This window comes from Sphingopyxis sp. BE235 (assembly GCF_031457175.1).
Taxonomy (GTDB): domain Bacteria; phylum Pseudomonadota; class Alphaproteobacteria; order Sphingomonadales; family Sphingomonadaceae; genus Sphingopyxis.
Map to the genome: position 1 here is coordinate 68,425 of NZ_JAVDWC010000007.1, position 26,595 is coordinate 95,019.

Consider the following 26,595-nt stretch of genomic DNA (forward strand, 5'->3'; position numbering starts at 1 on the left):
TCTCCCTGTCTCGATTTTTTCGTTTCTTGCGCGAACCCGTCCTTGTCCCCGATTGTCGATGTTCAAAAATGGGGCAGCTCGCCGAGCTGCCCCGAGTTTGAGGAGTGGCCAGAAGGAGATTTCCGGAGAGGAAAAGATTCTCGCCGCTCGGCTGGAAGATGAGCAGTTTTTCGGCATTTGGTAAAGAACTTTATTATGGCACTTTATTATTTTGCTCGGGGCGGTGGGAGGTGTGCCATCTCAGATCCGAAGATATCAGTTTATACATCCGATGCTTGCTGTCAGCGCTTCAGCCTTGGCGCGGTCGAGCGCGCGCCGACGACTTTTGGATGCGGCTGCGGTACGGCATGCCCGATCCGGAGCGCATGACCCGCGTGGTCGAAAGTTGGATAGCAGTGCAAAAGGCCGGGCTCTGATCCCGGCTGGTGGAAACCAGGGGGTCAGGTCAGTTCACCTATTCCTTCCCGTTCATTTTAGAGTCATCAAGATCGTATTAACCACGTCACGGTCCCTGCCGGGCAGGGCTTTCACGTGGGGGCATCCATGACCAGAACCAAACCATCCCTTAAGTCAGCTATCCTGTTGGCCAAATAGGATCAAGGCGACCGGCGCACCAATTTACCTCGTGACTGAGCCATGTGCGCGCGAAAACCGTCACCACTTCGATGGGGATTCGACATGACATTGCCATTTCACATGCCGTCCACAATCCGCCTTTCGGGTGTAGGTCTTGCCGCTTGTGCGATTGCCACGATTGCTGCCGCAAGTGCGCAGGCGCTACCACTATCCAGCTTCAAGGATCAGGGCGTCGACCATATCTTTGGCAGCTACGCCCCGCGCGGCGACTGCTCAAAGGAACCGCGCGTAACCATCGATGAAAAGGGCATGACGTTCCGCGCCAATGGTCGGGAAATAAAGCCCCCTCGGGTGGAATATGCTCTCACCTTCATGGGCCAGAGCTATGACGGCATCATGGCAGTATTTTTTCCCTTTCCAGTTAGCAGCAATGATTTTGGTCGGGTTCTCATGTATGTGAACGACGACGAGAAGCGCGGTGTCATCCGCTTTGAATCCGATCTGCCGCGCGGCCAACGCCCGGCTTCTTTCCATGCGGCCTTCACGGGTGGCGGCCCGTTCACGCTCTGCCAGGGCAGCGCTCTTGCTGGCACGCCACTGCCGCCACGGCCTGAGCCGGCGGTGGCCGTGCAAGGCATTCCAGCGGAATGGACCAATCTCGCCAGCCTCGTCGGCAAATATCCGGGAAGCTACGCCAAGGACAATATCGACCTGTTCGATAAGGGTACCTTGGCTGCGGCATTGAAGGCCCGGATGGGGCCGAAGATGGCTGCGCTGCGGACCAATCTCTCAGCCGTCTCGCCATTGCAGCGGGCTGGGAACTATTACTATCTTTCCGGCAATGCGCAGCATCAGGGCGGTGTGGAGCAGGCCTATATAATAATAGACCCGGCGCGCCGTGCGGTGCAGGTGGGCCTTTGGGAGCGCGGCAAGCTAACAGTTTATCCGTCTGCTTCGGGCGTTAGGCTGCCGATTGCGCCGGAAATCAAGACGCTGTTGGACAAAAGCCCGCCCGAAACGGCAGTGCCGCTTCCCGGTACACCCTGGGAAGTTGTACCGGTGCAAGGTCGCGCGCCCATGGCTTATGTGAGCGCCGCGGCATCGCCCAACATCGAAGCCCTCAGTCTCTATTGTGAAGGCGGAAAGCCCTACATGGCGATGCTGCTCAACAAGCCCTCCGCCGACAATGCGATGACGATGACGTGGAACTTCTCCGGTCGGCTCGTTAGCATATCCGTTCAGCGCGCCAATGCGAACGGCACTCAATGGATCGGCGGCGTGACGGGTACGCAACTTGTTCCCCTGCTCATGCAGCAAAGCGGGACGGTGATGCTACGTATCAACGGGCGGCTGGAAGGCGAAGCCTCGCTCAGCAATTCAATTGCAGTGCTGCGCGATACCCTGCGGGGATGCGTGCGGCTCTGACCTGTAAGAACGGCGCCGCCTCCATTTCAGGTGCTCTGCCACCTGAATTCTGGACCAGTTGCGGTTAGAGTTTTCCGCCGTAGATATCATTGGCTGGGCGAGGAGTTAGAGCGGGATGACATTTGGCTGATTCAAAGGGGATTCTTTTTTGGGCGGTTTTCTGATTCATATGTGGACGCCCCCTATGGCAAGGGCTTTGTGGTCGCGATGGCTTTGATCGGTTGCTTTCATATGTCCGGCCTGTTTGTGCGGCGTTTTGAGTGCCGCTGGCCTTGATGGAAATCCGCCGGTGAGGTCCCTAATCAAGTTGGCGCGCGGTTGAAGCGCATTGAATCAGACGGGTTGGTTTCACCATTGGCTCGATCGTTACTCATCATTGACTGCCACTGCCAATTCGGTTGTTCGGTATTCTGTTAGGTCGTCAGTTGATAGGGCCCATAGGCTTCCTTCCGGGTCAGCACGACCCAGGCGATCCGGGCCAACTTGTTGGCAAGCGCCACGGAGACGACCCTGAACGGCTTTTTCTCCGAGAGTTTCCTGATCCAGTCGGCCATGGGCGTTGGCTTATCCTTGATGTGGCGCATGACGGCGGTGGCGCCGACGACGAGCAGTCGGCGCAGATATCGGTCTCCCTGCTTCGAGATGCCATGCGGCCCGTTTCGATCACCGCCCGCTCGATTGGACCGTATCGCTCCAGCATCATGGCGATCGCCTCCGGAGAGCTCTCCACTTTCTCCGACACGACCTTCCGACCATTGTCATCAACGATGCAGACCTGCGTGGATTCCATCGACAGGTCCAATCCGGCATAGTGCTTCATGGCTGCTTCCTTCCTTCAGGATTCGACAACCAGAAGTGTGCGCCTCAACCAAGGTCCGAGGGAAGCAGCCGCAATTACACGATGACTCATTGATCAGAGCCAGAAGATGACGGTTGCGGCGAGTGCGACGGCGGAGAAGAAGGCCTTCGGGCAGCGATCGTAGCGTGTTGCGACCCGCCTCCAGTCTTTGAGGCGGCCGAACATGATCTCGATGCGGTTACGGCGTTTGTAGCGGCGTTTGTCGTACTTTACGGTCGTGTTCCGGATTTTTCGGCCCGGGATGCAGGGCGTGATACCCTTCTCCTGCAGGGCGTCGCGGAACCAGTCGGCATCATAGCCTCGGTCGGCCAGCATCCATTGCGCGTTGGGCAGACTGTCGAGCAAAGCGGCCGCGCCAGTGTAGTCGCTGACCGGTCCGGCGGTCAGGAAGAAGCTGATTGGACGACCATTCGCATCACTCACGGCATGAAGCTTGGTGTTCATGCCGCCTTTCGTCCGGCCGATCAGGCGTCCTGGACCCCCTTTTTTACCCGCAGGCTCGACGCCGTGCGGTGCGCTTTAAGATAGGTCGCGTCGATCATGATCGTCTTGCGCTCGGGAGCCTGAGGTGTCGCCAGGCCTTCCATCATGCGGATGAAGATGCCTTTGTCGCTCCACCGCTTCCAGCGATTGTAGAGCGTCTTCGCCGGGCCGTATTCCCTCGGCGCATCGCGCCACCTCAGCCCATTGCGGTTGACGAAGATGATCCCGCTCAAAACGCGCCGATCATCAACGCGCTCGCGGCCATGGCTCTTGGGAAAATAGGGCTGAAGCCGAGCCATCTGCTCGTCCGTCAGCCAGAATAAATCGCTCAAATTCAGGCTCCTTCGCAGCCGCCTGAATCACAGCCATCAGCGCAAATCAATGGGTCCTGACCCTAAGGCAAGAGCAAGTGAATAATATCCTTCTGAAACATATGTCTATGGTGAAGAAATTTTAGACTATGCGACAAGAAATACTGGGATAAAACAAGCCATTCCCCCAGTTACCCGGCTACGGATCGTAAGAGTTTGCGCCCGCTTGCTTGCTTCTATCTCAGCTGATAACTTCGAAGGCTGTGCCGTATCCCACGTCGGCGGGGATAGTGAGGATGTTCTTGCCGTCTCGCTGGATGACTTCTGGAAGGACCGGCACGATTTCGCGAGCCTTGGCCCGCGCGACGCAATCGTCTGCGCTCGCAGCTTCGGCTAGCAGTTGCAGGTTCAATCGCGTGGGAAAGATGATCGTTCGTTCACCGCTGACACCCAGTTTCAGGGCTTTGCTTGGCGAAAGCCATTCCGCATCAACGGTTTCATATCCATCACATGCTGCGATCTGGCGCTCTGGGGCGCGAACGACGAAGAAATGAGTGTCGAAGCGCTTTTGCATAAAGCTGGGCGTGATCCACCGCGCGAACTCGCTCAGGCGATCAAGGCGCAGTTGCACATCGGCCTCGCGCACAATGTCGAAAAATTCGCGCTCGCCTCGCTCGACGGCTTTGCGGCTTTCAAGATCGCAAATATCCTCGAACTCGCTACCGTCGCGATGATCGGCCAGCAGGATGCCTGCTTCCTCAAAGGCTTCACGAATCGCGGCAATCCGAAGGGTGCGCTGCGTAGGATCTAGCGTTTTCCAGCCCCTGCAATAATCGGCCCATTCAGGCGCTTCATCGGCAGCAGAAGGCTTTCCACCGGGAAAGACCAGCGCGCCGGATGCAAAATCGATCTGGTGATGCCGCATGACCATCAGCACCTGGAACTCCGGCTCGTCGCGAAGCAACAGCATGGTGGCTGCGGGGACCGGATCGACTGGCTTCTGCAGTGTCATCATAAACTCCAGTTCTCAGTTGGCCTGATATTGGACGCTGGCCCGTTCAAGCTGAGCAACGATCTTATCGCCATTTGCGCAGAAGAACCAACCCGGCAAGAGCCACTGCAACACTTGCAAGCACCCAGGATTGATTCGCAAGCAGCGCCGCGGAGACGATAAGTGCGGCCGCCACAGGACCTTTGACAGGCTGGCTCGCGCGGCGAATGGCTGCGAGCTTCTCAAAACTTGCCGGATCAATCTGGACAGGCACATGCCCGGACTTGGCTATAGCGGCGGCGTTATCGAGAAGGTCAGGCATGATCGCCGCTAGGGCGAGGAGTTGTCGGCGAACTTTTTTTAAATTGGCGCGATTCCTGCCAAGGGAGAATCTTTCTGCGAACAGCTCCAACATGATGGGGCGTGTTTCCTCCCCGATATTATAGTCAGGCGCAAAGGAACGCGCAAACCCTTCCGCCGTGAGCAATGTTCGAAGAAGGATCGCCAGATCAGGCGGAAGTGCGAGCTGATAGTCTCGCAGGAGATCGAACACGCGGCTGAAAATATGCGAGAACTCAATCCCCGAAAGGACCGTTCCCCTGAACTCACCGATCAGCTGGTCCAAATTCTGGGTGAGCCCATCACGGTCAACTTTCGGATCTCCAGCCCATTCGAGCAACACGTTCGCGACGTCTGCTGTGTCTTCGTCGGCTATAGCCATGACAAGTCGTACCAGTTCCTCGCGCCTCGCCTTTGTGAGAGTGCCGACCGATCCGAAGTCGATAAAGCCCACATCCTGTTCCCCGATAAGGAAAACATTGCCTGGATGCGGATCGCCATGAAATTCGCCATTCAGAATGATCATGCGCAGGACTGCATTCGCATATTGTCTCGCGAACGCCGCCACGCGTGGGTCGGTCGATTCGGCCTCGATCGCAGACGCGGGCGTTCCATACAGCCGCTCCTGGACGTTGACCCGTATCCCCGTCAGTTCCCAATGAATTGTTGGAGTCTTGATCCCAAGCGTATCAAGATAGCCACCGATACGCTCGCATGCACGAGCTTCTGCTGCCAGATCCATTTCCCAGGCAAGATTTCTGCCAAAGGTTCGCAGGAACTCTACGGGGCGATAGCGGGCGATTTCAGGGGATCGATCCTCGGCAACGGCGGCGAGGCGCGTCAGGAGCCGCACATCGGCCTCCATTCGCGCAGCAGTGCCCGGACGCCGCACCTTTATGATAACGTCGGCGCCGTCGAGCAGCGAAGCAGAGTAGGTCTGCGCTACCGAAGCCGAAGCCAGTGGTTGTTCATCGAATTGGGTGAATTCCCCTCGCCAGTCAGCTCCCCAGCTTGCGGCAAGGATGGGCTCGATTTCTTCGAATGGCACCGGAGAAACCTGATCGTGGAGCGTCGCGAAGGCAGCAATCCAGGACCTGGAAAACAGATCGCTGCGCGTCGCCAGCAGCTGTCCAAGCTTTATTCCGACCGGACCAATGTCGCGCAGGAGTGCGACGACCGCCGCCGGCCGCAATTCACCTGGATCGATTGACTTGGCCGGATGCGGAATGACTCCGAGAGCGCCCGCCAGGCTTTTGGCGCCGTGCCGGACAAGAATCTGTCCTATCTCGGCGGCGCGTGCGATGTCTCCTATCGGTTTATCTCGGAACCCAGGCATATGTCCTATTCCGCATCGGTCCGGCTCTGATCGAGATTCGACGCAATCCGCACAAGAATGTCCAGCAACGTCCGTTTTTCGTCGCGCGTGGCGTTCCGCCATAGGACCCTATGCAGCCCGTCCGCGGATTCTCTCAGTTGGGGCAACAACCTGTCGAGCTCCTGGGTCAGGATGAGCTGCCATGCCCGGCCGTCCGTTTTGGCTCGTCGCCTTTCCATCAATCCTTTCCCACAAAGGCCAGCGACGGCTTGACCGATCGTGGCGGATTCCAACTCTAGTCGCTTGGCAATTCCGGCCTGCGTCAACGATGGTTCGCGGAGAAGTTGTCCGATGATGCGCCACTGCGTCTGATTGAGGCCAATCTTGGCAATCCGTGCGTCATAAGCGCGCCTCGCCCCCCGACTAATCTCGTCCATCAAATATAGCATACGGTCGTCGTCGGTGAGGGCGCCTTCGCGAAGCCGTGGCGGCATTGTGTCGAGATTTGCGTTCATACCGCTGCCTAGTCCGTTTCGTGGGAATGCCAAAACGCAAATTACTAAACGATTTTACTAACCGGATGGAACGGTCTACGCCACGCCATGAAGCGACTTAGCACATGTCCAAAATCCTTCGAAAGAGGCAGATGACCGACGAACCAAATGAGCGGGAACAGGATCGCGCGCCCGCATCCAGCCTGAAATCGCAACCCAAATTTCGCCTCATCCTCATCATAGCCATCACTGCTGCGCTGATTGCAGGTGGTGGGTGGTATTACAGGCATGTCACCTATGGGCAGTACATGCAGTCGACCGACAACGCCTATGTCGCGGCCGACAGCGTTGTGGTTTCATCAAAAGTGGCCGGATACGTGGACGCGGTGCTCGTCTCTGAGAACGGGCGGGTCAGTCCCGGCGAGGCGCTCGTGCAACTGGATGTGCGAGATTATAGAGCCCAGGCGCAACAGGCGCGTGCGCAAATTGCGGCGACGCTGGCCGGCGCCGACACAATCCGCTCGCAAGTAACCGAACAGGACTCATCGATTCGGCAGGCGCGGGCCCAACTCGCCGCCAAGCGCGCGGCGCTCGACCTCGCCAATGAGCAGCTAGCGAGGTATCGCCCCCTTGCCGCGACCGGTGCGGAGCCGCGAGAAAAGCTTCAACAATATGAGACACAGGCGCAGCAAGCGCACGCCGACTTTGTTGCTGCCCAGGCAGCAGTCTCTGCTGCCAACGGTCGGAGGGCCACCTTGTTCAAACAGATCGACCAGACCGAAGCCCAAGCTGACGCGGCTCGCGCGCAGCTGGAAGCGGCCGACCTAGATGTCACATCGACTCTGCTGCGAGCCAGCAAGGGAGGTCGCGTTGGCGATCTAACAGTAAGGGTCGGCCAATTCGTTCAGCCCGGTCAGCGATTGATGACCGTGGTTCCGGTAAACGAAATCTACGTCATCGCTAATTTCAAGGAGACGCAGGTCGGCCTTTTGCGGGCGGGGCAACCGGTCAGGCTCGAGGTCGATGCTCTTCCCGACTTTGAGATTGCTGGACGCGTTGAGAGCATCTCGCCCGGAACCGGAGCAGAATTTTCGATCCTGCCGCCCGAAAACGCCACAGGGAATTTCACCAAGATTGTTCAGCGGATAACGGTTCGTATCGCGATAATAGCCTCGCCCAAAGTGCGTCGTCTGCTCGTCCCGGGCATGTCGGTTGTGGCAGTTGTCGACACGCGAAACGCTGCCGGAGAGCTGAAAGAGATCTCGAGTACCGACAAATGACCGCCGAGTTGGCATCGAACAGCGCCTCTGGTACTCCGACTGCAGAAAGGCGGAATGCCGATATCACCGCGTGGATAGCGGTCGCAGCGGGTGCACTTGGCGCCATGCTCGCAACACTCGATATCTCTATCGTCAATTCCGCGCTTCCGGTGATCCAGGGCGAAATCGGAGCCAGCGGCACCGAGGGCACTTGGATTGCCACCGCATTTCTCGTTGCCGAAATTGTGGTAATTCCGCTTAGCGCCTGGCTTGAACGCCTTTTTGGACTGCGAAACCTGCTCATCATTGCGGTTTCCGCGTTCACCGGCTTCTCAATTCTTTGCGGTATGGCGACCGACCTCACGACCATGATCATCGGTCGCACGGGTCAGGGTTTCATGGGTGGTGCGCTGATACCAACTGCGATGACCATCGTGGCGAAAAGATTGCCGCCCCATCAACAGCCGATCGGCATGGCGCTGTTCGGCATGACAGTGATTCTGGGTCCGGTCATGGGGCCGCTGATCGGTGGCTGGCTGACCGAAAATTTGAGCTGGCACTATGCCTTCTTTGTCAATGTTCCAATCTGCGCCGTACTGCTGCTGCTGCTATTCGTCGGGCTTCCTCACGAAGAGCCGAAGTGGGAGTATCTGACCGATGCTGATTGGGCGGGCATTGCCGGCCTGATTCTGGGGTTGGGCGCTTTGACTGTGTTGCTTGAGGAGGGGCATCGCGAGGAATGGTTTGAATCCGCTCTTATTCGCTGGCTGGCACTCATTGCCGTTATCGGTTTCGCTTCACTCATATACGGGCAGCTGAACGCGTCGAAGCCCGTCCTGAAACTCCGCCTCCTTCTCAATCGCCAATTCGGAAGCGTTGCGGTGATGGCTCTCGCCCTGGGAATGGTCATGTATGGTTCGACCTACGTCATTCCCCAATTTCTTGCGATCATATCCGATTATAACGCTTTTCAAACCGGGCTCGTTATATTTTGGATGGGTATTCCGGCTTTTGTGCTTATGCCGATCCTGCCCTTCATGATCCGCAGACTCCACATTCGCATTGCCGTCGGTGTCGGAATGCTTCTGATGGCGGCCAGCTGTTTCGTCAGCATAAGCCTCACCGCGGAATCTGGGGGCGCCGTATTCATCGAAAGCCAGCTTATTCGGGGTGTTGGCATGATTCTGGCCATGATGTTCCTGAACCAGGCTACCGTAGCCTCGGTGGCAAAGACAGATGCTGGCGATGCCTCCGGTATTTTTAACGCCGCTCGAAATCTCGGAGGATCTTTCGCTTTGGCCGGACTGGCTTCGTTTCAGGACAAGCGGATCTGGCACCATAGCCGGCGCATGGAAGAGACGCTGAATGCCAACAGTGCTTCACTCCAGATTTATCTTGATGAACTCGCGAAAAGCTTCGGCGGGATGGAGGGTGCCATGTCGATGCTAGGCCGGACCATCCAGCGGGACGCGTTCGTAATGACCTACAATGATGTATTCTTGGTGATGGGCGTCCTGACCTTGATGACCGTTCCTTTGGTCATCTTTTTGAAGCCGCTTCCCAAGAATGTTTCCCTTTCGATGCACTGAGCCTGACATGATAAGAAAATCTGTAATATCGCTTCTCGCCTCGTTTCTGCTGGCCGGTTGTGTTGCGGGCCCAGACTACGCCGGGCCTCCAGAAGTATTCTCGGCGAACCGAAATGACGGCTTTGTCCGTGCCGGCGGTAACATCATCGATACCGAGCCCGAGCTGGCAGAGTGGTGGCTCCTTTTGAACGATCCGGAATTGACCAGGCTTATCGAGGCTGCGTTATCGGACAATCCTTCGCTTCAGGCTGCGCAAGCGCGGATTGCGCAGGCGCGGGCATCCGTGAGACAGGAGAAGGCCGGAAGATTTCCGACGCTTGGAACCCAGGCGACGGCTATTCAGGGCCGCTTGCCGGGCCTTGATATTCAGAACAGTGCCCCGCCTTCGGCGAGCGCGCCTGTTAGTCCGCAGGGACAGGCGGATGATAGCCTCAGTGTCTACAATCTCGGGCTCAACGCTAACTGGGAGCTGGATTTCGCAGGAGGAACGCAGCGACGGATCGAGGCCGGCAACGCTCAGGCCGCGGCAGCGGTTGCCAATGTGGAGGATGCCAAGGTCCAGCTGACCGCCGAAGTTGCCAATGCCTATGTCAACCTGCGCGAGGCCCAGTTTCGAGCCAAAGCGTACCGAACCGAGTGCGAGTTGCAGCAGCAAACCCTCTCGCTAACCTATCAACGGTATCAGCAAGGCGTGTTGCCCCTGTTCCCTCTCGGCAATGCAAATGCCGAGCTCGAGCTGCTCAAGTCTCAGCTCGCCGAGGCCGAAGCTGACACGGCGGTATTGCTCGATGCGCTTGCCATTCTAGCTGGACAGATCCCAGGGACAACGGACGAAGCGCTGAAACAGATCTTCGATGTTCCCCTCCCGCCGGAACAGGTCGCCGTGGGCGACCCCTCCAACCTTGTCGCACGTCGGCCCGACATCCGCGCGGCCGAACGCAGCCTGGCGGCAGCAACGGCTCGGATCGGTGTTGCGGAGGCTGCACGATTTCCGAAGCTGTCATTCATGGGAATCTTGGGACTTGGCGGAACGTCGCCAGACGATCTCTTTGATGTGAGCAATCCGTCAATTCTCGCCATTCCACAGTTGCAGTGGAACTTCCTCGATTTCGGAAGGGTCGATGCCTCGGTCGATCAGGCGAGCGCCGTCCGTGCCGAGGCAGTTGCCAACTATCGAAAGACGGTGCTTTCTGCACTTCAGGACGCCGAGCGCGCGTTGTCGCGCTTTAGCCAGCAGCGCTCTGCCCTGGTGGCGTTCGCGCAGATCAAGTCCCAGGCAGATGGCGCAGCCGATCTTGATCGACAACGATTTGCCGGCGGAGTGATCTCGCGCGCCGACCTAAATCGCACGCTTCGCAAACAGCAGCAGGCGGCAACCGACCTCGTCCGGGGAAAGGCGGCGCTCACGCTGTCATGGATCGCCCTGCAAAAATCACTCGGCCTGGGATGGCAAGTGCAAGCAAAGATTTAATGTCACCTACGAGTGTCGTTAATATGAACTCTAAGGTGCGATATCGGTTCAGAAAGAATCTCATAGGGATTTCAACTGACAATTTTATCTAACCTTAGCAAGAGTATCCTGTGCTTATTCAAACGATCTGTCGGCCGATTTGTGCGCAGCATACTCCTTGCAAGCGACCTGATATAACGCTACGGTGACGTTTACATAATGCCATTGAGGCAAGGCGCGATGTGTGGATCGGCATGGTTAAATGTGTGGGGTCAGTGGTCCCGCTTGCTGGCATGATCCGCTCGATGACGGGTTATGGGAGAGGGAGTTGCCACGGTCGATCCGCTCTCCCGACACCGGTTGGAGACTTGCTGCGATGAATGCGCGCACAGCACCGAACATCTTCGTTCGCGAAGGAGATGGCATTTCAACGTTGGTCGTTGAAGGTGACTGGACAGCGATGTCGATCGCAGGCCTTTCCGGGCATGTTCTGAGTCCCTCGAACCTCTCCTTCTCAAGCGACTTCGGAAACCTGGGAAGGATAGACAGCGCAGGCGCGCTCGCCATCCTGACTCTCGCACCCAATGCGGCATTTACCGCAGACCTGCCCGCCAATCTTGCTGATCTGTTCGCGCTGGTGGGCTCGGCCATGGCCGACCGCGATGTCCCGCCAATCAAAACTCCCCCATTTCACGTGCGTCTTGGCCAAAAAGTTTATCGAGCTGTCCAGGAAATCGGCGCAAGCGCTCGATTTCTCGGCCAACTTGAGGTGGCGCTCATGAAATCTCTTGCACATCCCAAAAGGATGCGATTGATCGCACTGGCGTCGTCAATTCAGAAGGCCGGCTTCGATGCGCTGCCACTCATAGCGATCATGACATTCTTTATCGGCGCAGTGGTGGCTCTCATAGGAAGCGATCTGCTCAAGACATTGGGTGCATCGGAACTGGTCGTCGAACTGGTTGGCATATCCGTCCTCCGCGAGTTCGGCGTCCTCATTCCCGCGATACTACTTGCCGGTCGGTCCGCTTCCACTTTCGCGGCCCAGATCGGCGCAATGCGAATGAATCAAGAGACGCAGGCAATGAAGGTGATGGGCATCGACCTGTTCGACGCGCTGGTTGTGCCACGCGTATTGGCATTGCTTGTAATTATGCCCCTCCTGGCGATTGTTGCCATGCTGGCTGGTTTGGCCGGCGGGCTTGTCGTCAGCTGGGGCATACTCGACGTGAGCCCGACATATTTCGCCGAACGACTCTCGGCTGCGGTCGATATCCGACACTTCTGGGTTGGAATGGCAAAAGTACCGGTGCTGGCCATTGTGATTGCGCTTGCCGGATGTCGCCACGGCCTTTCGGTACGCGGAGATGTTGAGGATCTGGGCGGGCGGGTGACCGTCGCCGTTGTCCAAGCGCTATTCGCAATCATCCTTCTGGATGCCGCCTTTGCAATTCTCTTCAACGTGCTCGAAATATGATTTGCGATCCGGACATCGTTATTCGGGTGGAGAATCTTAAAACCCGATTTGGCGATCACATTATCCACCAGGATTTGAACCTAGAAGTCCATCGTGGCGAGATTCTTGGTGTCGTCGGAGGGTCCGGTAGTGGAAAATCCGTCCTGATGAACACCATTTTGGGCCTGATTGCGCCTAGCCATGGGACAATCGAAATCTTTCAGAAAAAAATTGGGAGTCGCTTTGATCGTACGGAAATTGATCACCGAATTGGCGTCATGTTTCAAAATGGCGCGCTTTTTTCTTCTCTTAGTGTGCAAGAAAATGTCGAGGCTCCTCTCATCGAACATACCCGTCTTAGAGAGCCGTGGCTCGAGGCCGTGGCTCTGATGAAAATCGGCCTTGTCGGACTCGATGCCGAGGTGGGCCGGCAAATGCCCGCTGAACTTTCAGGCGGAATGCGAAAACGTGTAAGCGTAGCGAGGGCCTTGGCGCTCGATCCAGAATTGCTGTTCCTTGACGAACCCACTTCGGGCCTCGACCCGATCGCCGCCGCCGAATTTGACCAGCTGATACGGACGCTGAGCGACACGCTGGGGCTTACTGTCGTGATGGTGACCCATGATCTCGACAGCCTGTATTCCATCAGCGACCGCGTGGCCGTGGTTGCGGATCAGAAAATTGTCGAGGTTTCGCCAATCGCGGAACTTGAGAGGTCTGACCATCCTTGGATCAGGGCGTTTTTGGGAGGGCGGGCGGAGCGCGCCAAGGAAAGGAACCGTTAATGGAACGCGACGCGAACTACGGTCTGATTGGGGGCCTGACGCTGGCTCTGCTAGCGGCGGCTTTCGGCTTCATCCTCTGGCTCGGTCAATCCCAATTCGCCCGTAATTTCGACGAGTATCGGATCATTTTCGATGGTCCCGTCCGCGGTCTTAGTGAGGGAGGCGAGGTGCAGTTCAACGGAATTCCGGTGGGAGAAATCACGCGTATTAGTCTTGATCCCAGAAATCCAAACAGGGTGCTTGCAGGGGTGCGCCTGCGCGAGGATACGCCTGTGCGCGTCGATTCTACCGCCGCGACGGAGTCGCAAGGCATAACCGGCGGAAGCTACATCCAGATCAGTGCGGGGACGCCCTCTAAGCCGTTGTTGAAGGAGGTTTCCAAGGAAACGCTCCCAGTGATTAAGGCGGAAAAAAGTTCGCTACAATCCCTGATGGATGGAGGTGGCGCATTGTTGGCGGACGCTTCGCAGGCCCTGGAAAGGGTCAACCGGACCTTGTCCGACGAGAATATCGAAAATGTTTCGGCTGCTATTGCGGATGTAAGAGCTACCACGGCGGAATTGCGATCTAGTCGCGGAATGTTCAGCAAGGCTGAACAAGCGTTTGCACGCCTGGACCGGGCGGCGGCCGATATCGAGGCCGCGGCCGCATCGGCGCGCACGGCGATCGATGGCGACGGTCGCAAGACGTTTGCCGATGTCTCGGCAGCTGCTCGAGATCTTCGAGAGGGGATCGCCGAGGCGAGGGTGGTCATTCACAGGCTTGATGACGCCGCGAGTGGATTGGCGGCGCCCGACGGCTCCGGGATTGCTGCAACTTTGAAATCGCTCGATAGCGCGGCGCAGGAAATCGAGCAGCTCGCCGGCCAGCTACGACGGACCCCTCGTGAAAGGAAGCTCTCCCAATGAAAACGATCTCTGCAAGAATGTTTTTGCTGACGGGCGCGCTAATTTGCCTTTCTGGTTGCGGGAATATTCTGGGAACTGGCGGCAAATCGACGTTGTACCGGATCAGCAGCACGCCCGTACCGGAGCGTGAAATTGCACGACAGTGGATTCCGGTGTATATTACGCGACCGACGCTTCCGCCTGGGGCCGATGGAGACAGGATCCTCACGATCGAGAATCGCGAAGTCACGTATCTGGCCAAAGCACGGTGGATGAGGCCTGCGCCCGAGATGATCCGCGAGGCTATTGCCGGAAGCGTAGCGCGCAAAATCGATCACGCATATATCCCTGTCCAGAGCGTGGCTTCCGATCATTACGTCCTATCCGCACGGCTTTCTTCTTTTGCAGCCTATTACGAGCAGGGGCCCGACGCGGCCCCGATCATTCGCATCGCCGCGCAAGTGGAACTAAGCCGATCCAAAGAATCGGAACCACTGGCAGTCACGCGCATCGTCCTTGATAGGACAGCAAGCGCAAACAGCGTTTCGAGTATCGTCGAAGCCTTTGATCGCGCGAGCCTTGAAATGGCCGACAAAATCGCGAGTTGGACGGCTGCGGTGATCAATTAGCGGGTAGCCAATGGAAACTTAGGTGTTTAGTCCCAGCATGTGATGGTGTGGCTCCATATTGAAGATATCCGGCTTGGATTTCCAGAGTTCTTCGATGGCCTCATAGGGTGTCTTGAAGCGCAGTGCCTTCAACTGCTTGGCAAAGTTGTAAGCGACCAACCAGTCGCGGACATGGCGGCGCAGCTCGTTGATCGACGTGTAATGGAAAGATTTGACGGTGGCCTCCTTGATGGTGCGCACCATCCTTTCGGCCTGACCGTTGGTCCATGGGTGATAGGGTTTGGTGAGGCGTAACCGGTGTTTTCAGGCTACGACGGTCCATGGCATGAGATCACCGACGCTGTTGGCGGGATAACCGTTGGCGAGGCTGGTGAGGGTTTCGGTCAGCCATTGGTGGGGGTTGATGGTGCTGAGCTTGCAACATTCGATGAGCGTGGCGATCACCGCCCAGTTGTCGCCGCCCTCGTCGGAACCGGCAAACAGGGCATTTTTGCGATTGCGAGCCAGCGGCCTGATCGATCGTTCGACGGTATTGGAGTCGAGGTCGATGCGACCGTCATCGATGAAGCGTGAGAGGCCGTCCCAGCGGGTGAGTGCGTAGCGGATCGCTTCGCCGAGCTTGCTCTTGGCGCTGACCTGGCGGCCACGGGCGGCAAGATATTGGTGAAGATCGTCGATGATGACGCGGCTGCGTCCGGCCCGAGCGGCACGACGCTGCTCGGCCGAGAGGCCGCGCACATCGTCCTCGATGGCGTAAAGCAAGGCGATGCGGCGCAGCACCTCGGTAGCGACCGGGGATGTATCAGCCAGTTCGTAGAATTTGCGACGCACATGCGCCCAGCAGAAAGCGAGCCTGATCTGCTGGCGCCGCCGGGCGAGCGCGGCGTAGCCGCCATAGCCATCGACCTGTAGGATGCCCGCAAAATCACCAAGATGGAACTGGGGACGCTCGGCCTTGCGATCTGGCGCATAGACATAGGCGACGATCGGCGGATCGCAGCCGCCCCATGGTCGGTCGTCGCGGGCATAGGCCCAGAGCTGGCCGGTCTTGGTCCGCCCGCGTCCGGGATCGAGCACCGGGGCGGTCGTCTCGTCGGCGAACAGCCGCTCGGATCGTCGTAGCTCGTCGAGAATGTGGTCACGCAAGGGGCGCAGATACCAGGCCGCTCGCCCGACCCAGTCGGCCAAAGTGGATCGGTCGAGCCGGATGCCCTGCCGGGCGTATATCTGGGCCTGCCGGTAAAGCGGCAGGTGATCGGCATACTTGGATACCAGCACCTGGGCGATCAGTGCCTCGGTCGGAATGCCGCCCTCAATGATCCGCGCCGGCGCCGGCGCCTGCACGATCGCGCTCTCGCACGAACGGCAGCCATAACGCGGCCGCCGGGTGACCACGACGCGGAAGGTGGTCGGCACCACATCGAGGCGCTCGGCGACATCCTCGCCGATCTGGTGGAGGGCGCCGCCGCAGCAGGGGCAAGCATTGCTCTCGACGTCAACGATCTGTTCGATCCGCTCGAGATGCGCGGGCAGCGAACCGCGGTTGGTCTTGCGCACAGGATCACTGCGAGGCCGTCCGGCCTTCGCTTCGCTGGCGGCCTCGGCTTCCGCGAGCGCCGTCTCGGCATCCTCAAGGCCCAGCTGCAACTGATCCTGATCGAGCTGCTCGGAACGGCGGCCGAACCGATGACGCCGAAAAGCCTCGATGATCGCCCTCAGGCGTTCGGCTTCCGCGTCGGCACTCTCGAGCTTGCGGGCCTGTTCGAGGACGAGCGCGCGTAACGCGTCAACATCGTCCGGCAGGTCCGCTTCCATGAGCATGGGAGCAGTGAATCAGTCTGGGAACGCCCCGTCAACAGGCAATCTGCGGGGCCTGCGGGCGGCGCCCGCCATGCACCCGGCGCCAATCCAGACCCTCCAGAAGCGCGCCGAGTTGCGCTGAGGTCACACGCATCACGCCGTCCTGGATGCCCGGCCACCGGAAGCCGCCGGACTCCAGCTTCTTGGCCATCAGGCACAGGCCAGTGCCGTCCCACCAGACCAGCTTGATCCGGTCAGCACGCTTTGCCCGGAACACGTAGATCACGCCTGAATATGGGTCGCCGCCATACTCGGCGCCGACCAGCGCGGCCAGGGCGTCAGGTCCCTTGCGAAAATCCACCGGACGCGTCGCCACCATCACGCGCGCGCCAGCGCCAGGTCCGATCATCGCGTTGCCTTGAGTGCTTCAATCACCGCTGCGATCACAGCCGCATCGGCCCCGCGTCCGATCTTCACCGCCACGCCGTCAATCTCCAGCTCGACAGCACTGACTGTGGGACGCCGACGGCGACGGCCGCGCCTGGCGACAGGGGCTGGATCACCCGAAGGGAGCGGTTCGATCACCGCCGGCACGAACGCAGGCGTCGCTGGAAGCGTCAGCCCTTGGTCCTCCAGCTTCTTGCGCAGATCCCGGCGCCAAGCGAATAGTTGCGACGGAGCAAGCCCATGACGGCGCGCCACCGCGCAGGCCGTCTCCTGACCCGAATAGCTCTCCGCGACGATCGACGCCTTTACCTCAGGCGACCACTCCCGACGCTGGCCCGCACCTGTGAAAACCTCAAAACGCCGAACCACGCTGGTGCCAGCATCATCACATGTCATCATCATAGCATCAGCATCCTCCAGCCTGATCGGGCTAGCGAAAATCGACGCCACGCTTCACTCCCGCAAGGTGGCAGGGAAACACCGGTTACGGTGAGGCGATGCTCGATGCCGTTCTGCTCGCAGACACGGCCGAAGATATGGCCGATCCATCCCAGTGTGCCGCCCTGGTCACGCTGCACGAACTGCACGCCGTTGTCGGTCAGGATGGTGTGGATCCTGTAGGGAACCGTCTTGATCAGCACGCGCAGGAAGGCTGCCGCGGCGAGCTTGGTCGCCCGTCGATAGATGCGGGCGAACACCAGCTTCGAGGTGCGGTCCACCGCGACATAGAGGAATCCTTTGCCGCCTTCGTAGCGCAGTTCGGCGATATCGATGTGGAAATAGCCGATCTCGTACTTCTTGAACTTCTTCGGCTTCTCGCGATCCGCCTTCGGCAATCGGCTGATCCCGTGCCGCTGCAGGCAGCGGTGAAGCGACGAGCGCGTCAGGTTCGGGATCACGTCCTTCAACGCGATGAAGACGTCATCGAGCGGCAGCCGGGCCTGCACCCTGAGCGCCACGATCGCGGCTTCTTCCATCGGCGACAGCACGGTGCTGCGCCGTTCCTTCGGCCCCACCGGCATGTCCTCGACCGACGGCCGGCTGCGCCACTTGATCACCGTCTTTTCGTTGATCCCGTACCGCTTCGCGAGCTGCGCGACCGGAGCTTGCGATCGCTGTAGCTCCGCTCGAACGGCGTGCGTGGTCTTGGCGCTGCCGTGTAGAAGCTGGCCCATAATCCCTCCCGCTGTGACGATGACAAGCTTACACCATCACATGCTGGGACTAAACACCTAGTCGTGACAACTGCCCAGCCCGAGATGAAGCGGGAATGTTATGGATGGCTCCCCTTCTGGGAGGGGCGGCAGCCGTACACAAATAGATCCACAGCTTGCCTCATTCGGGCTGAAGAGGTTTCATTGTGACTGGTCACTCCCACTCCAAGAGCGGCCCGACGAAAAGGTGACAAAATGACGCTGGATATAAACTGCTCCGCAGCAAAATTCGCGTCTGACACCCTGATTTCTCCCCTCTCCTCGGCTTTGCGCAAAACCTCTGCCACCAATCTCGTCGTGCGTCCTACGCCGAATTCGTAAAGGTTTCGCGCTAAAGCGGGAAAACGTGCAGCCTCAGCCATTACAACGCGTTCCAACGCGACATGAATGTCGGTAAGCATCCAGGATAGCAGTTCATCGGACAGCTCTTCAAGCTCGGGCCGAACGTCGCCATGTTCGGGAACGTGCTGTTCGAGGAAGGAGAGCCGATCCTCGATTTCCCTGAGTATTACCGCCTCGAAAAGCAGCTTTTTGCTCCCGTAACGGGCGTACAAAGTGCGCTTGGAGATGCCTGCTTTTGCAGCAATCCGTTCCGCCGTTGAACGACCGAATCCGTCGGCAAAGAAGACATCGCGGGCGACACGGAGAATTTTCCTCGAAAGTGCTTGCGAGGCTTGTCGAGTAGGCCTCCCTGTTCGTCCGGAAGCTTGTTCTTTGGTTTTTTGGGTCGACGTCATGCCTCATCTTGGCCATACCTTGTCCGCGCTGCAAGCGTAGAACGCTTTGCATTGTATAGCCCGCCCCCGCGAGATTGCCCGGGCTTATGCAAGACCCACGAGGCCCGCTGAACTTTGCCTGCCTGAAAGGATCGCTGCCGTTCGCAGGGAATGGACGCAGTGTGATCTCATCTAGGCGAGTTGGTTACGATACGCTTCGCGTAAGGCCTTTTTGTCGATCTTTCCCGTTGCAGTGAGCGGTACTGTCGCGAACAGGATGTCGTCCGGCAGCCACCAACGAACAACCTTCGTCTCCAGATGCGCGCGAATTGCGTCGGCTGTGACGGCTTGACCTTCATGCGTTTCAATCACGAGAAGGGGTCGCTCTTCCCATTTTGGATGATATACGCCAACGACCGCGGCGACCCGGACGCCGGGGTACCCAACCGCCGCATTCTCGATATCAATCGAGCTGATCCATTCGCCCCCGGACTTGATCACGTCTTTCGCGCGGTCGGTCAGCCGGAGAAAGCCGAAGCGATCGATCGTACCTATGTCCCCGGTGTCGAACCAGCCATCGCTCCCGGCGCCCTCAAAATCGGGGAAATAGCGATCGACGACCCACGGTCCGCGGACCTGGAGCGCACCCGCCTGCTCACCGTCCCAGGGGAGCGGCGTGCCATCGCCGTCGATAATGCGCAGTTCGATGCCAAATTGCATGCGACCCTGCTTCGTCAGCAGGAGATCGTTCGCGAAATCCTCGCCTTCGGCCATCAGGAGCGGGGAGGGCGTCGAAATCACGCCGAGAGGATTGGTTTCGGTCATGCCCCAGAGCTGGAGCACAGTGACACCATATTTGGCGCGGAATGTCTCGGCCATCGCCCGCGGGACGGCCGAGCCGCCAATCACGAGGCGCTTGAGATTGCCGACCCCCGTCCCCGTGGTGTCGAGATGAGCGAGGTACATGGTCCAGATCGTGGGCACACCGCCCGAAAAGGTGACGCCCTCTTCGTTGATCAGATCGGCGAGACTGGCACCGTCCATCCTGTCGCAAGGAAGCACTAGCTTGCAGCCGTTAATCGCTGCCGTGAACGGAAGTCCCCATGCCGTCGCATGATACATGGACGAGCAGGGCATGATGACATCAAAAGCGCTGAACCCGAAGGCACTGCTCAGACCGGCCGCCATCCCGTGGAGAACGATTGATCGGTGGCTGTATAGGACGCCCTTGGGGTCGCCCGTCGTCCCCGAAGTGTAGCAAAGAAATGCGGCTGCCTTTTCATCGAAGCTCGGCCAGGTGAGGGCCCCGTCCTGGCGTGCCAGCAACGCTTCATAGTTCAACGCGTCAGCAACATCTGGCGCGGTCGCTCCGCGATCCGCGAGAAGGACATAACGCTCGATACCTGGAAGGAGAGGGCGCAGCCGTGCGACGAGCTCGGCTAGATTGGGCTCGAAGAAGAGAATGCGGCTGCCTGCATGAGCGATAGTAAAGGCGATTTGCTCGTCGCTGAGACGCGGGTTGGCAGTGTGCAATACAGCGCCCATGCCCGGCGCCGCATAGAAGAGTTCGAGGTGGCGGTGCGTGTTCCAGGCGAGCGACGAGACGCGGTCGCCCGTTGCAATCCCGAGGACACCAAGGGCCTGCGCAGCCTGACGCGCACGCTGATCGCAGCGGTGCCAGTCATACCGCCAAACCGGCTCATCGACAGCCTTCGAGACGATCTCCCTCTCGCCGTGCGCGCGCGCGGCATATTCCAATATTCCGCTGATCAGCAGCGGCGCGTCCTGCATCAATCCCCGTAACATGCTGCATCCTTCTTCGCCCCACTGCGGCGTCGCGTGCAAGGTTCCGCCCCTCGGGTATGATTGCCGCGCGGGCTGTCAATAACCGTCATCATTTTGGTCCAGCGGCAAACTCCACGTGCCGCGTTTCCATTCGGCCAGCAATTCTCAATGATCATATTGCAGCGGCACGGCCTAGGTTCGATCGGCCCCGACATGTTTTCGGCCGCGTTTCAAATTAGTCACTCGCCGCTTTCAGCAACAGTGACAGGAACCGCCAATCGGACCAATCGCCTTTTTCCCCCGCCGCCAAAGCCGCCAGATCGAGTTTCGCCTGCCTAACGATTGTAAGCCGAAGCGACGGAATGATATAGAGGCGTTGATCGCCCGCGCCGGCGGCGACGACCATATCCGCCGGGAGTTCGTTGGCATGACTGGTGATATCGGTGGACCGGGTAACAATATCGACAGCCGGCGTGCTACGGGGCAACCACCAGGTGAGACCGTAGGCCGGATTGGCCTGGCTACCCTTGAACAGCTCGGCGAACGCCAGTTCATCGACAAGCGGCTTGCCGTCGAGCTTCCCACCGCCGCGGACGAACTCGCCGATCTTCGCCCACTCGGACGCTGCCAGCACGAGGCCCTGCGGCATGAGCGGTGCGCCATCGGGGCCGCTGCGCCAACTGCCTATGGTAACCCCAAGCGGAGTGAGAATGCGCCGCTCCACATAATGGCGAGCGTTGCCGTCTTGGCCCTTGGCAACGAGCTTGCGCCGCATGATCTCTCCAAAGATTTGCATCGGGGCGGGACCATATTGGAATTTGCTGCCCGGCGCCGCCGTGAGCGGTGCCTTCACCGAGTCCAGATACCCTTGGGCCCTGCCGACGGTCGATGCCTGGCCGCCCGTCATCGACAGCAATTGCCGAAGCGTGATCTGTTCCTTTTTGGGGTCGCCCCTCCATTCAGCGAGTGTCTCCGATGCCCGCTCGTCGAGGGTTAGAAGTCCATCCTGTGCGCCCGCCGCCGCCATCAGCCCGACAAGGCTCTTGGTGCCCGACCAGAGTTCCTGCGGCGTCGCGATGTCTGCCGATCGGCAGCGCACTTTGCCATCTTCAAGTATCAGCAGCGCAACGCCGGAATTAGCCTCAGAATAGGCGATCGCTTCGGCACAGCCGGGAAGAGGGGCGGGTTCGCCTGCCGCGGCTGGCTGTGCCGCAACCGCGGCTGCGAAAAAGAGGATGGTGCGCTTCAAGATCCGACTCCGATTTTCCGATGCTTGTCATTCTCCATATTATCGATAATAAATTCATTCGCAATCATCGATTGCTCGTGTGCGCTGCCCGATTAGGATGGCGCCGCGAGCAGGGAAAGCCGAACGGAGAGACATGGCCGCGACGAAGACCGACGACGACAGCGCGCCGACGCAGGACCGCGTGATCGCGCGCCTTTTGACCGACGACATCGTCGAATGGCGGATTCCGCCCGGATCGTGGCTGCGCGAGCGCGAAATCGCCGCGCGCTTCGGAGTGAGCCATGCGCCGGTGCGCGAGGCGTTCCGGCATCTCGCGCGGATCGGGCTTGTCAAGGTCGTGCCGTGGCGCGGCACCTATGTGATCGACATCGACGAGCATGCTGCGAACGAGGTCTATGAACTGTGGAAATCGCTGTTCGGCGTCGTTTGTCGCCTTGCGGCCGCCGAAATGACCGACCGCGACGGGCGCGAACTGATGCACCGGCTTGTCGAATATAAGGATGTCACCCAGCGCACCGACAATACGTTCGAGCATATCAAGGTCTCGAACCGCATCGGTCGCTTTATCGCCAAACGCAGCAATGCGCCGCTCGCGCTCGAGCTCCTCGATCGGGTCGCGCTGCTCGCGCGCTGGCAGCACAATGTCTATACTGACAGCTATATCGAGACGCATGGCAACGAGGCGGCGAAGCGATCGGCCATCCTCTACGACGCGCTTTGCCGCCATATCGTCGCGCGCGATGGCGATGCCGCCGATGCGGTGGCGCGCGATCTGATCGGGGTTACTCAGAATAGTTTTGGGCGCGCACTCGAGGAATATAAGGCCCGCCACGCAAAGCCTAAGCCCAGCCGCCGCCGCGCAAAAGTGACATGAGCCGTCTCCTGACCGACCGCCGCACCTTGCTTAAGGCGGGCCTCGCGGCGCCGATCGCATTGCAGGTTGACTCCGCTGCCGCTGTATCCCTGGATTTGACCATGTTCGGCCCCGAACGCCTCTTCGCCGACGTCCAAAGCTATGCCGAGGCCGGCAACAAGCAGTCGGGCGGCGCGGGCGATCGCTGGACCGCCGACTGGACAGCGAAGCGGCTGTTCAGTGCCGGATTCGAAGTGGATCGCCAGACGTTTGACGTGCCTTGGTTCGAGGCGTCGCATTGCGAACTTACGCTCGGCGACCACACGATACCGCTCGTCGCACAGCCGCTCGCCGTCGAAACCGGCGAGGCCGGTCTCGCTGCGCCGCTGCGCCTCGCAGAAATCCCTGAACGCCTCGACGGCGCGATCGCCGTCGTGCGCCTGCCTTTCCGCCGCTGGTCGAGCCTCGTAGATCGTGCAGTGCGCGAGCCGCTCGCCGATGCGCTTGCGCGCGGTGCGAACGGGGTCATTCTCATTACGACTGGGCCGACGGGCGAGGCCTTGCTCCTCAATGTCCCGGCCGGTCATCCTGTATCGGACAAGCCACTTGCCTTGCTCGCGCCGCGACTCGCCGCCCCGGTGATTGAAGCCGCGCGCCACGGTGCCGCGGCGAAATTAGCGCTTCGCGGGCGCGGTGGGATTCGGGCAGCGCAGAATATAATCGGGCGACGCGTTCGCTCCGGTCGCCCTTGGCTCGTCGTCTCTACGCCGCGTTCAGGCTGGACCGATTGCGCCGGCGAGCGGGGGCCGGGTATCGCGATGTGGCTCGCGCTTGCCGACTGGATGCCCCGAGCGTTTCCGCAACACAGCCTGCTCTTCCTGTGCAACAGCGGGCATGAATATGAGAATCTCGGTGCGAGCCATATCGCCGACAAGGTGGGTCCAGCCCCCGGCGAGACCGCTTTCTGGTTTCATCTCGGCGCCAATGCGGCAGCACGTGACTATCAGGAAATGCCGGGGCGCTTGCTGCCGCTGCCAAGCGCCGATCCCTATCGTTTTCTCATGACATCGCCCGAATTCGTGACGTGTGCGCGCGAGATATTCAAAGGCCAGCCGGGGTTGGAAATGGCCTATCCTTCGGCGGAAGGCACAGCGGGCGAACTCTCGGAAGTGATAAAGGCCGGCTACGTGCGTCATGCCGGCATCTTTGGCGCACACCGTCATCACCACGCTGTGACCGACGATTTATCGACGGTCACACCTGACCCCCTTGCCGCTACGGCGCGGGGCGTCCGCGACCTGCTGAGCGCCGTCGTCTCTTAGACCAGCGAACCACCTGCAAAGACATTGCGCTTTCCGGCTTGACTTGCCGACGGTTTTGCACAAAATTATCGATAATAATTGCGATAACAAGATGGGGAGAGTGACCATGGGACGCAGAGCGAACCTTCTTTTCTGCACGGCCGCGATTTGGGTAGCCGTCGCTCCGCCTGCTTTCGCTCAAGACGCACCGTCCGAAGCTCTTCCGGACGCGGCTGAAGCGGATGATGACGGCGCCATAGTCGTGACGGCGCGCCGCCGCGAAGAGCGGCTGGCCGATGTGCCGACCGCGGCGTCGGTCATCGATATCACGTCGTTCACCGATCGCGGCGGCGCCACGGGCAGCGGCGAACTCCTCGCCGATCAGCCAAGCGTTCGCTTCAACAATCTGAACTCGTCCGTCACGTCGGAGATCTCGATCCGCGCTTCGTCGACCGCGCGTGCCACCAATGGCGACCCGAGCGTCGGGCTCTATCGCAACGGTGCCTATATCGCCGGCGGTCCGGTGGGCGGTCGCAACTTCACGCGGCTCGACCTGCTCGACATCGGCCGCGTCGAGGTTCTGCGCGGGACGCAGGGCGCGCTGTACGGCCGCAACGCGGTCGGCGGCGCGATCAATATCATCTCGGCCGAGCCCGAATTCGATCTCTCGGGCTGGGCGAGCGCGCGCTATGGCTTCGAGAACAACAGCTTCCAGACGCAGGGCGCGATCAATGTCCCGCTCGCCGATGGCCTGGCGATCCGCATCAGCGGCGATCTCGTCGAGCAGGACAAGGGCTTCTTCTACAATCCCGACAACGACGTCTATTTCGACCAGCAGAAGGGCCACGGACTGCGCGGCCAGATCCGGCTGAAGCGCGGGCCGGTCGACGCGATCATCACGGCCGAGACCCAGCGGCTGACCACGCCGACGATCCATTACCAGATATCCATTCCCGCGGGCACGCCAGGCTTTCCCGGCGGTTATACGCAGGATCGCTTTCGCTACCCCTGGAACACCGCGCCGCGCGCCAGCCAGGACGTGGACGGCCTTCAGGCGCTCGTCCGCGTGGATCTGGGCGGTGCCGACCTGACGTCGACAACCTCCTTTCGCAAGCGCACGTCCGAATATGATCTCGACAATGACGCGATCAGCCCCGCCGAGCTGGCGCGTGCGCGCGCCGCGGGGCAGATCGGCGCTCTCACGCCGCTCGATGCCAGCACCGCGTCCTACGTCGTCGACACGACCGACAATTTTTCGCAGGATATTCATGTCAGCGGGGCGAGCGATCGCTTCACATGGCTGGTCGGCGCCGAAATGCTGTTGCTCGACAGCGATTTCTCGGTGGCGACGACGCGCACGCCGACGCTCGCCAATCCGTCGCCGGGCAATATCGCGCCCGCGCGGCTGCATTTCGAAAGCTATGCGGCCTATGGCTCGCTCGGTTTCGACATCACCGACAGCCTCAACCTGACCGGCGAACTGCGCTATACCCGCGACAGCCGGAGCATCTCGGCGCGGCTTTACGATTTGGGGACTGGCCTGCCCACCGGCGGGCCATCGCGGATCATCGACGACAGCATCAACGCCGACAATCTCTCCTACAATGCGACCCTCTCGTACAAGCTCACGTCGAACATCCTCGCCTATGGCAAGGTCGGCAGCAGCTACCGCGCCGGCGGGTTCAACACGCGCCTCTCCGATCCGCGCGCGCCGAGTCCTGTGCAGGTGCTGTTCGGCAACGAAAACAGCACGTCTTACGAAGTCGGCATCAAGGGCAGTCCGATCCGCCGCGGCTATTTCGCAATCGCGGGCTATTACACCGAGCTTGAAGACCTGATCGCGCAGGTCGACGATGGCTGCGCGCTCACCAATCCGGCGTGCCCGATCGCCGCGGTCGCCTATCTAACCAACGCAGGCGATGCGAAAAGCTGGGGTATCGAGGCCGAATATAGCCAGGGCTTCGATCTCGGCGAAGGCAATGGCCGCCTCGCCTTGAGTGGCTCGCGGCAAGAGGGCAAGGTCAAGAGCGGCCGCTATGACGGGCTGGACCTTGCGCAGGTTCCCGACTGGCTCGCCTCGGCCAACCTCAATCTGCGCTACCCGGTCACCAAGGATGTCGCGCTGACCAGCAATGTCCTGATCAGTGGTCAATGGGGCGGCAAACAGGAGCTGACAGCGACCTCGGTCGACCTCGATGATTATGTCCTCGTCAATCTTCGGGTCGGCGTCGACTTCGGCAAGATCAGCGTCAGCGCGTTCGCGAACAACGTCTTCGACAAGGTTTATTTCGTCGCGCAGGCGCCGACGATCAACCGGTACAGCCAGCCTCGCGTCGTCGGCGTCGAAGGACGCATTTCTTTCTAGGTCGCGCTCCCGTCCGC

General features: G+C 59.7%; 21 protein-coding genes and 3 pseudogenes. 11 read left to right on the plus strand and 13 right to left on the minus strand.

What is annotated here, in order from left to right:
- Positions 1-678: 678 nt before the first annotated feature.
- Positions 679-2,001: a hypothetical protein gene (locus J2X38_RS22020; protein WP_039575466.1), complete on the plus strand. Its 1,323-nt coding sequence runs from the start codon at positions 679-681 to the stop codon at positions 1,999-2,001.
- 413 nt (positions 2,002-2,414) lie between these two features.
- Here the strand turns inward: J2X38_RS22020 and J2X38_RS22025 are convergent.
- The 5 genes and pseudogenes from J2X38_RS22025 to J2X38_RS22045 all read right to left on the minus strand — a co-directional run.
- Positions 2,415-2,672: pseudogene (locus tag J2X38_RS22025) on the minus strand (transposase); the annotation flags it as partial.
- Between the two features lie 242 nt (positions 2,673-2,914).
- A protein-coding gene (locus tag J2X38_RS22030; RefSeq protein WP_148309125.1) for an IS5 family transposase occupies positions 2,915-3,675 on the minus strand; the annotation gives its coding sequence in 2 pieces (ribosomal slippage) (positions 2,915-3,351 and positions 3,351-3,675; 762 coding nt in all).
- A 220-nt stretch (positions 3,676-3,895) separates the two neighbouring features.
- On the minus strand, positions 3,896-4,669 hold the full coding sequence (locus tag J2X38_RS22035; RefSeq protein WP_081997349.1) for an NUDIX domain-containing protein: 774 nt from the start codon (positions 4,667-4,669) through the stop codon (positions 3,896-3,898).
- Positions 4,670-4,730: 61 nt separating this feature from the next.
- The gene (locus J2X38_RS22040) at positions 4,731-6,320 is read right to left on the minus strand and encodes an AarF/ABC1/UbiB kinase family protein (RefSeq protein WP_039575416.1); all 1,590 of its coding nucleotides are present in this window, start codon (positions 6,318-6,320) and stop codon (positions 4,731-4,733) included.
- A 5-nt stretch (positions 6,321-6,325) separates the two neighbouring features.
- A complete protein-coding gene (locus tag J2X38_RS22045) occupies positions 6,326-6,814 on the minus strand; it encodes a MarR family winged helix-turn-helix transcriptional regulator (RefSeq protein WP_052208277.1) in 489 nt (162 codons plus the stop codon).
- A 131-nt stretch (positions 6,815-6,945) separates the two neighbouring features.
- On the opposite strand from J2X38_RS22045, the gene J2X38_RS22050 reads away from it, so the two are divergent.
- The 7 genes from J2X38_RS22050 (at position 6,946) to J2X38_RS22080 (ending at position 14,848) form a co-directional block, all read left to right on the plus strand.
- Positions 6,946-8,073, plus strand: a complete 1,128-nt coding sequence (locus J2X38_RS22050) for an HlyD family secretion protein (RefSeq protein WP_039581006.1) — start codon at positions 6,946-6,948, stop codon at positions 8,071-8,073.
- Complete coding sequence (locus J2X38_RS22055) at positions 8,070-9,641, plus strand: MDR family MFS transporter (RefSeq protein ID WP_148309124.1); 1,572 nt, start codon at positions 8,070-8,072, stop codon at positions 9,639-9,641. The genes J2X38_RS22050 and J2X38_RS22055 overlap by 4 nt, the downstream gene beginning before the upstream one ends.
- 7 nt (positions 9,642-9,648) lie before the next feature.
- Positions 9,649-11,112 (plus strand): efflux transporter outer membrane subunit, encoded by a 1,464-nt coding sequence (locus J2X38_RS22060; protein ID WP_039575413.1) that lies wholly within the window; start codon positions 9,649-9,651, stop codon positions 11,110-11,112.
- 355 nt (positions 11,113-11,467) lie between these two features.
- Entirely contained in the window at positions 11,468-12,568 is a 1,101-nt protein-coding gene (locus J2X38_RS22065; protein ID WP_039575411.1) for an ABC transporter permease, read from the plus strand.
- Complete coding sequence (locus J2X38_RS22070; RefSeq protein ID WP_039575408.1) at positions 12,565-13,332, plus strand: ABC transporter ATP-binding protein; 768 nt, start codon at positions 12,565-12,567, stop codon at positions 13,330-13,332. The genes J2X38_RS22065 and J2X38_RS22070 overlap by 4 nt, the downstream gene beginning before the upstream one ends.
- Positions 13,332-14,240, plus strand: a complete 909-nt coding sequence (locus J2X38_RS22075; protein WP_039575405.1) for an MlaD family protein — start codon at positions 13,332-13,334, stop codon at positions 14,238-14,240. The genes J2X38_RS22070 and J2X38_RS22075 overlap by 1 nt, the downstream gene beginning before the upstream one ends.
- Complete coding sequence (locus tag J2X38_RS22080; protein WP_081997347.1) at positions 14,237-14,848, plus strand: ABC-type transport auxiliary lipoprotein family protein; 612 nt, start codon at positions 14,237-14,239, stop codon at positions 14,846-14,848. Before J2X38_RS22075 ends, J2X38_RS22080 begins: the two co-directional genes overlap by 4 nt.
- Before the next feature lie 18 nt (positions 14,849-14,866).
- Here J2X38_RS22080 and J2X38_RS22085 read toward each other — a convergent pair.
- The 8 genes and pseudogenes from J2X38_RS22085 to J2X38_RS22120 form a co-directional block, all read right to left on the minus strand.
- Positions 14,867-15,139 (minus strand): annotated as a pseudogene (locus tag J2X38_RS22085) (integrase core domain-containing protein); the annotation flags it as partial.
- A 12-nt stretch (positions 15,140-15,151) separates the two neighbouring features.
- Entirely contained in the window at positions 15,152-16,669 is a 1,518-nt protein-coding gene (gene tnpC, locus J2X38_RS22090) for an IS66 family transposase (protein WP_039575396.1), read from the minus strand.
- Between the two features lie 31 nt (positions 16,670-16,700).
- A complete protein-coding gene (gene tnpB, locus J2X38_RS22095; protein WP_039575394.1) occupies positions 16,701-17,057 on the minus strand; it encodes an IS66 family insertion sequence element accessory protein TnpB in 357 nt (118 codons plus the stop codon).
- The gene (gene tnpA, locus J2X38_RS22100; RefSeq protein WP_052208271.1) at positions 17,054-17,497 is read right to left on the minus strand and encodes an IS66-like element accessory protein TnpA; all 444 of its coding nucleotides are present in this window, start codon (positions 17,495-17,497) and stop codon (positions 17,054-17,056) included. The genes tnpB and tnpA overlap by 4 nt, the downstream gene beginning before the upstream one ends.
- Before the next feature lie 86 nt (positions 17,498-17,583).
- A pseudogene (locus J2X38_RS22105) lies at positions 17,584-18,270 on the minus strand (DDE-type integrase/transposase/recombinase); the annotation flags it as partial.
- A 98-nt stretch (positions 18,271-18,368) separates the two neighbouring features.
- On the minus strand, positions 18,369-19,046 hold the full coding sequence (locus tag J2X38_RS22110) for a TetR/AcrR family transcriptional regulator (protein WP_039575391.1): 678 nt from the start codon (positions 19,044-19,046) through the stop codon (positions 18,369-18,371).
- Positions 19,047-19,217: 171 nt separating this feature from the next.
- Complete coding sequence (locus J2X38_RS22115; RefSeq protein ID WP_137865749.1) at positions 19,218-20,831, minus strand: long-chain fatty acid--CoA ligase; 1,614 nt, start codon at positions 20,829-20,831, stop codon at positions 19,218-19,220.
- Positions 20,832-21,045: 214 nt separating this feature from the next.
- Positions 21,046-22,059 carry a serine hydrolase gene (locus tag J2X38_RS22120; protein ID WP_052208266.1) on the minus strand — a complete coding sequence of 338 codons (1,014 nt, stop codon included), beginning with the start codon at positions 22,057-22,059 and terminating at the stop codon, positions 21,046-21,048.
- A 133-nt stretch (positions 22,060-22,192) separates the two neighbouring features.
- Here J2X38_RS22120 and J2X38_RS22125 point away from each other — a divergent pair, with 133 nt between their 5' ends.
- From J2X38_RS22125 to J2X38_RS22135, 3 genes are all read left to right on the plus strand, one after another.
- The gene (locus tag J2X38_RS22125; protein WP_052208263.1) at positions 22,193-22,933 is read left to right on the plus strand and encodes a GntR family transcriptional regulator; all 741 of its coding nucleotides are present in this window, start codon (positions 22,193-22,195) and stop codon (positions 22,931-22,933) included.
- Complete coding sequence (locus J2X38_RS22130) at positions 22,930-24,234, plus strand: hypothetical protein (RefSeq protein WP_052208261.1); 1,305 nt, start codon at positions 22,930-22,932, stop codon at positions 24,232-24,234. The genes J2X38_RS22125 and J2X38_RS22130 overlap by 4 nt, the downstream gene beginning before the upstream one ends.
- Before the next feature lie 241 nt (positions 24,235-24,475).
- Positions 24,476-26,578, plus strand: coding sequence for a TonB-dependent receptor (locus tag J2X38_RS22135; RefSeq protein ID WP_160292414.1), 2,103 nt, complete (start codon positions 24,476-24,478; stop codon positions 26,576-26,578).
- Positions 26,579-26,595 lie beyond the last annotated feature (17 nt).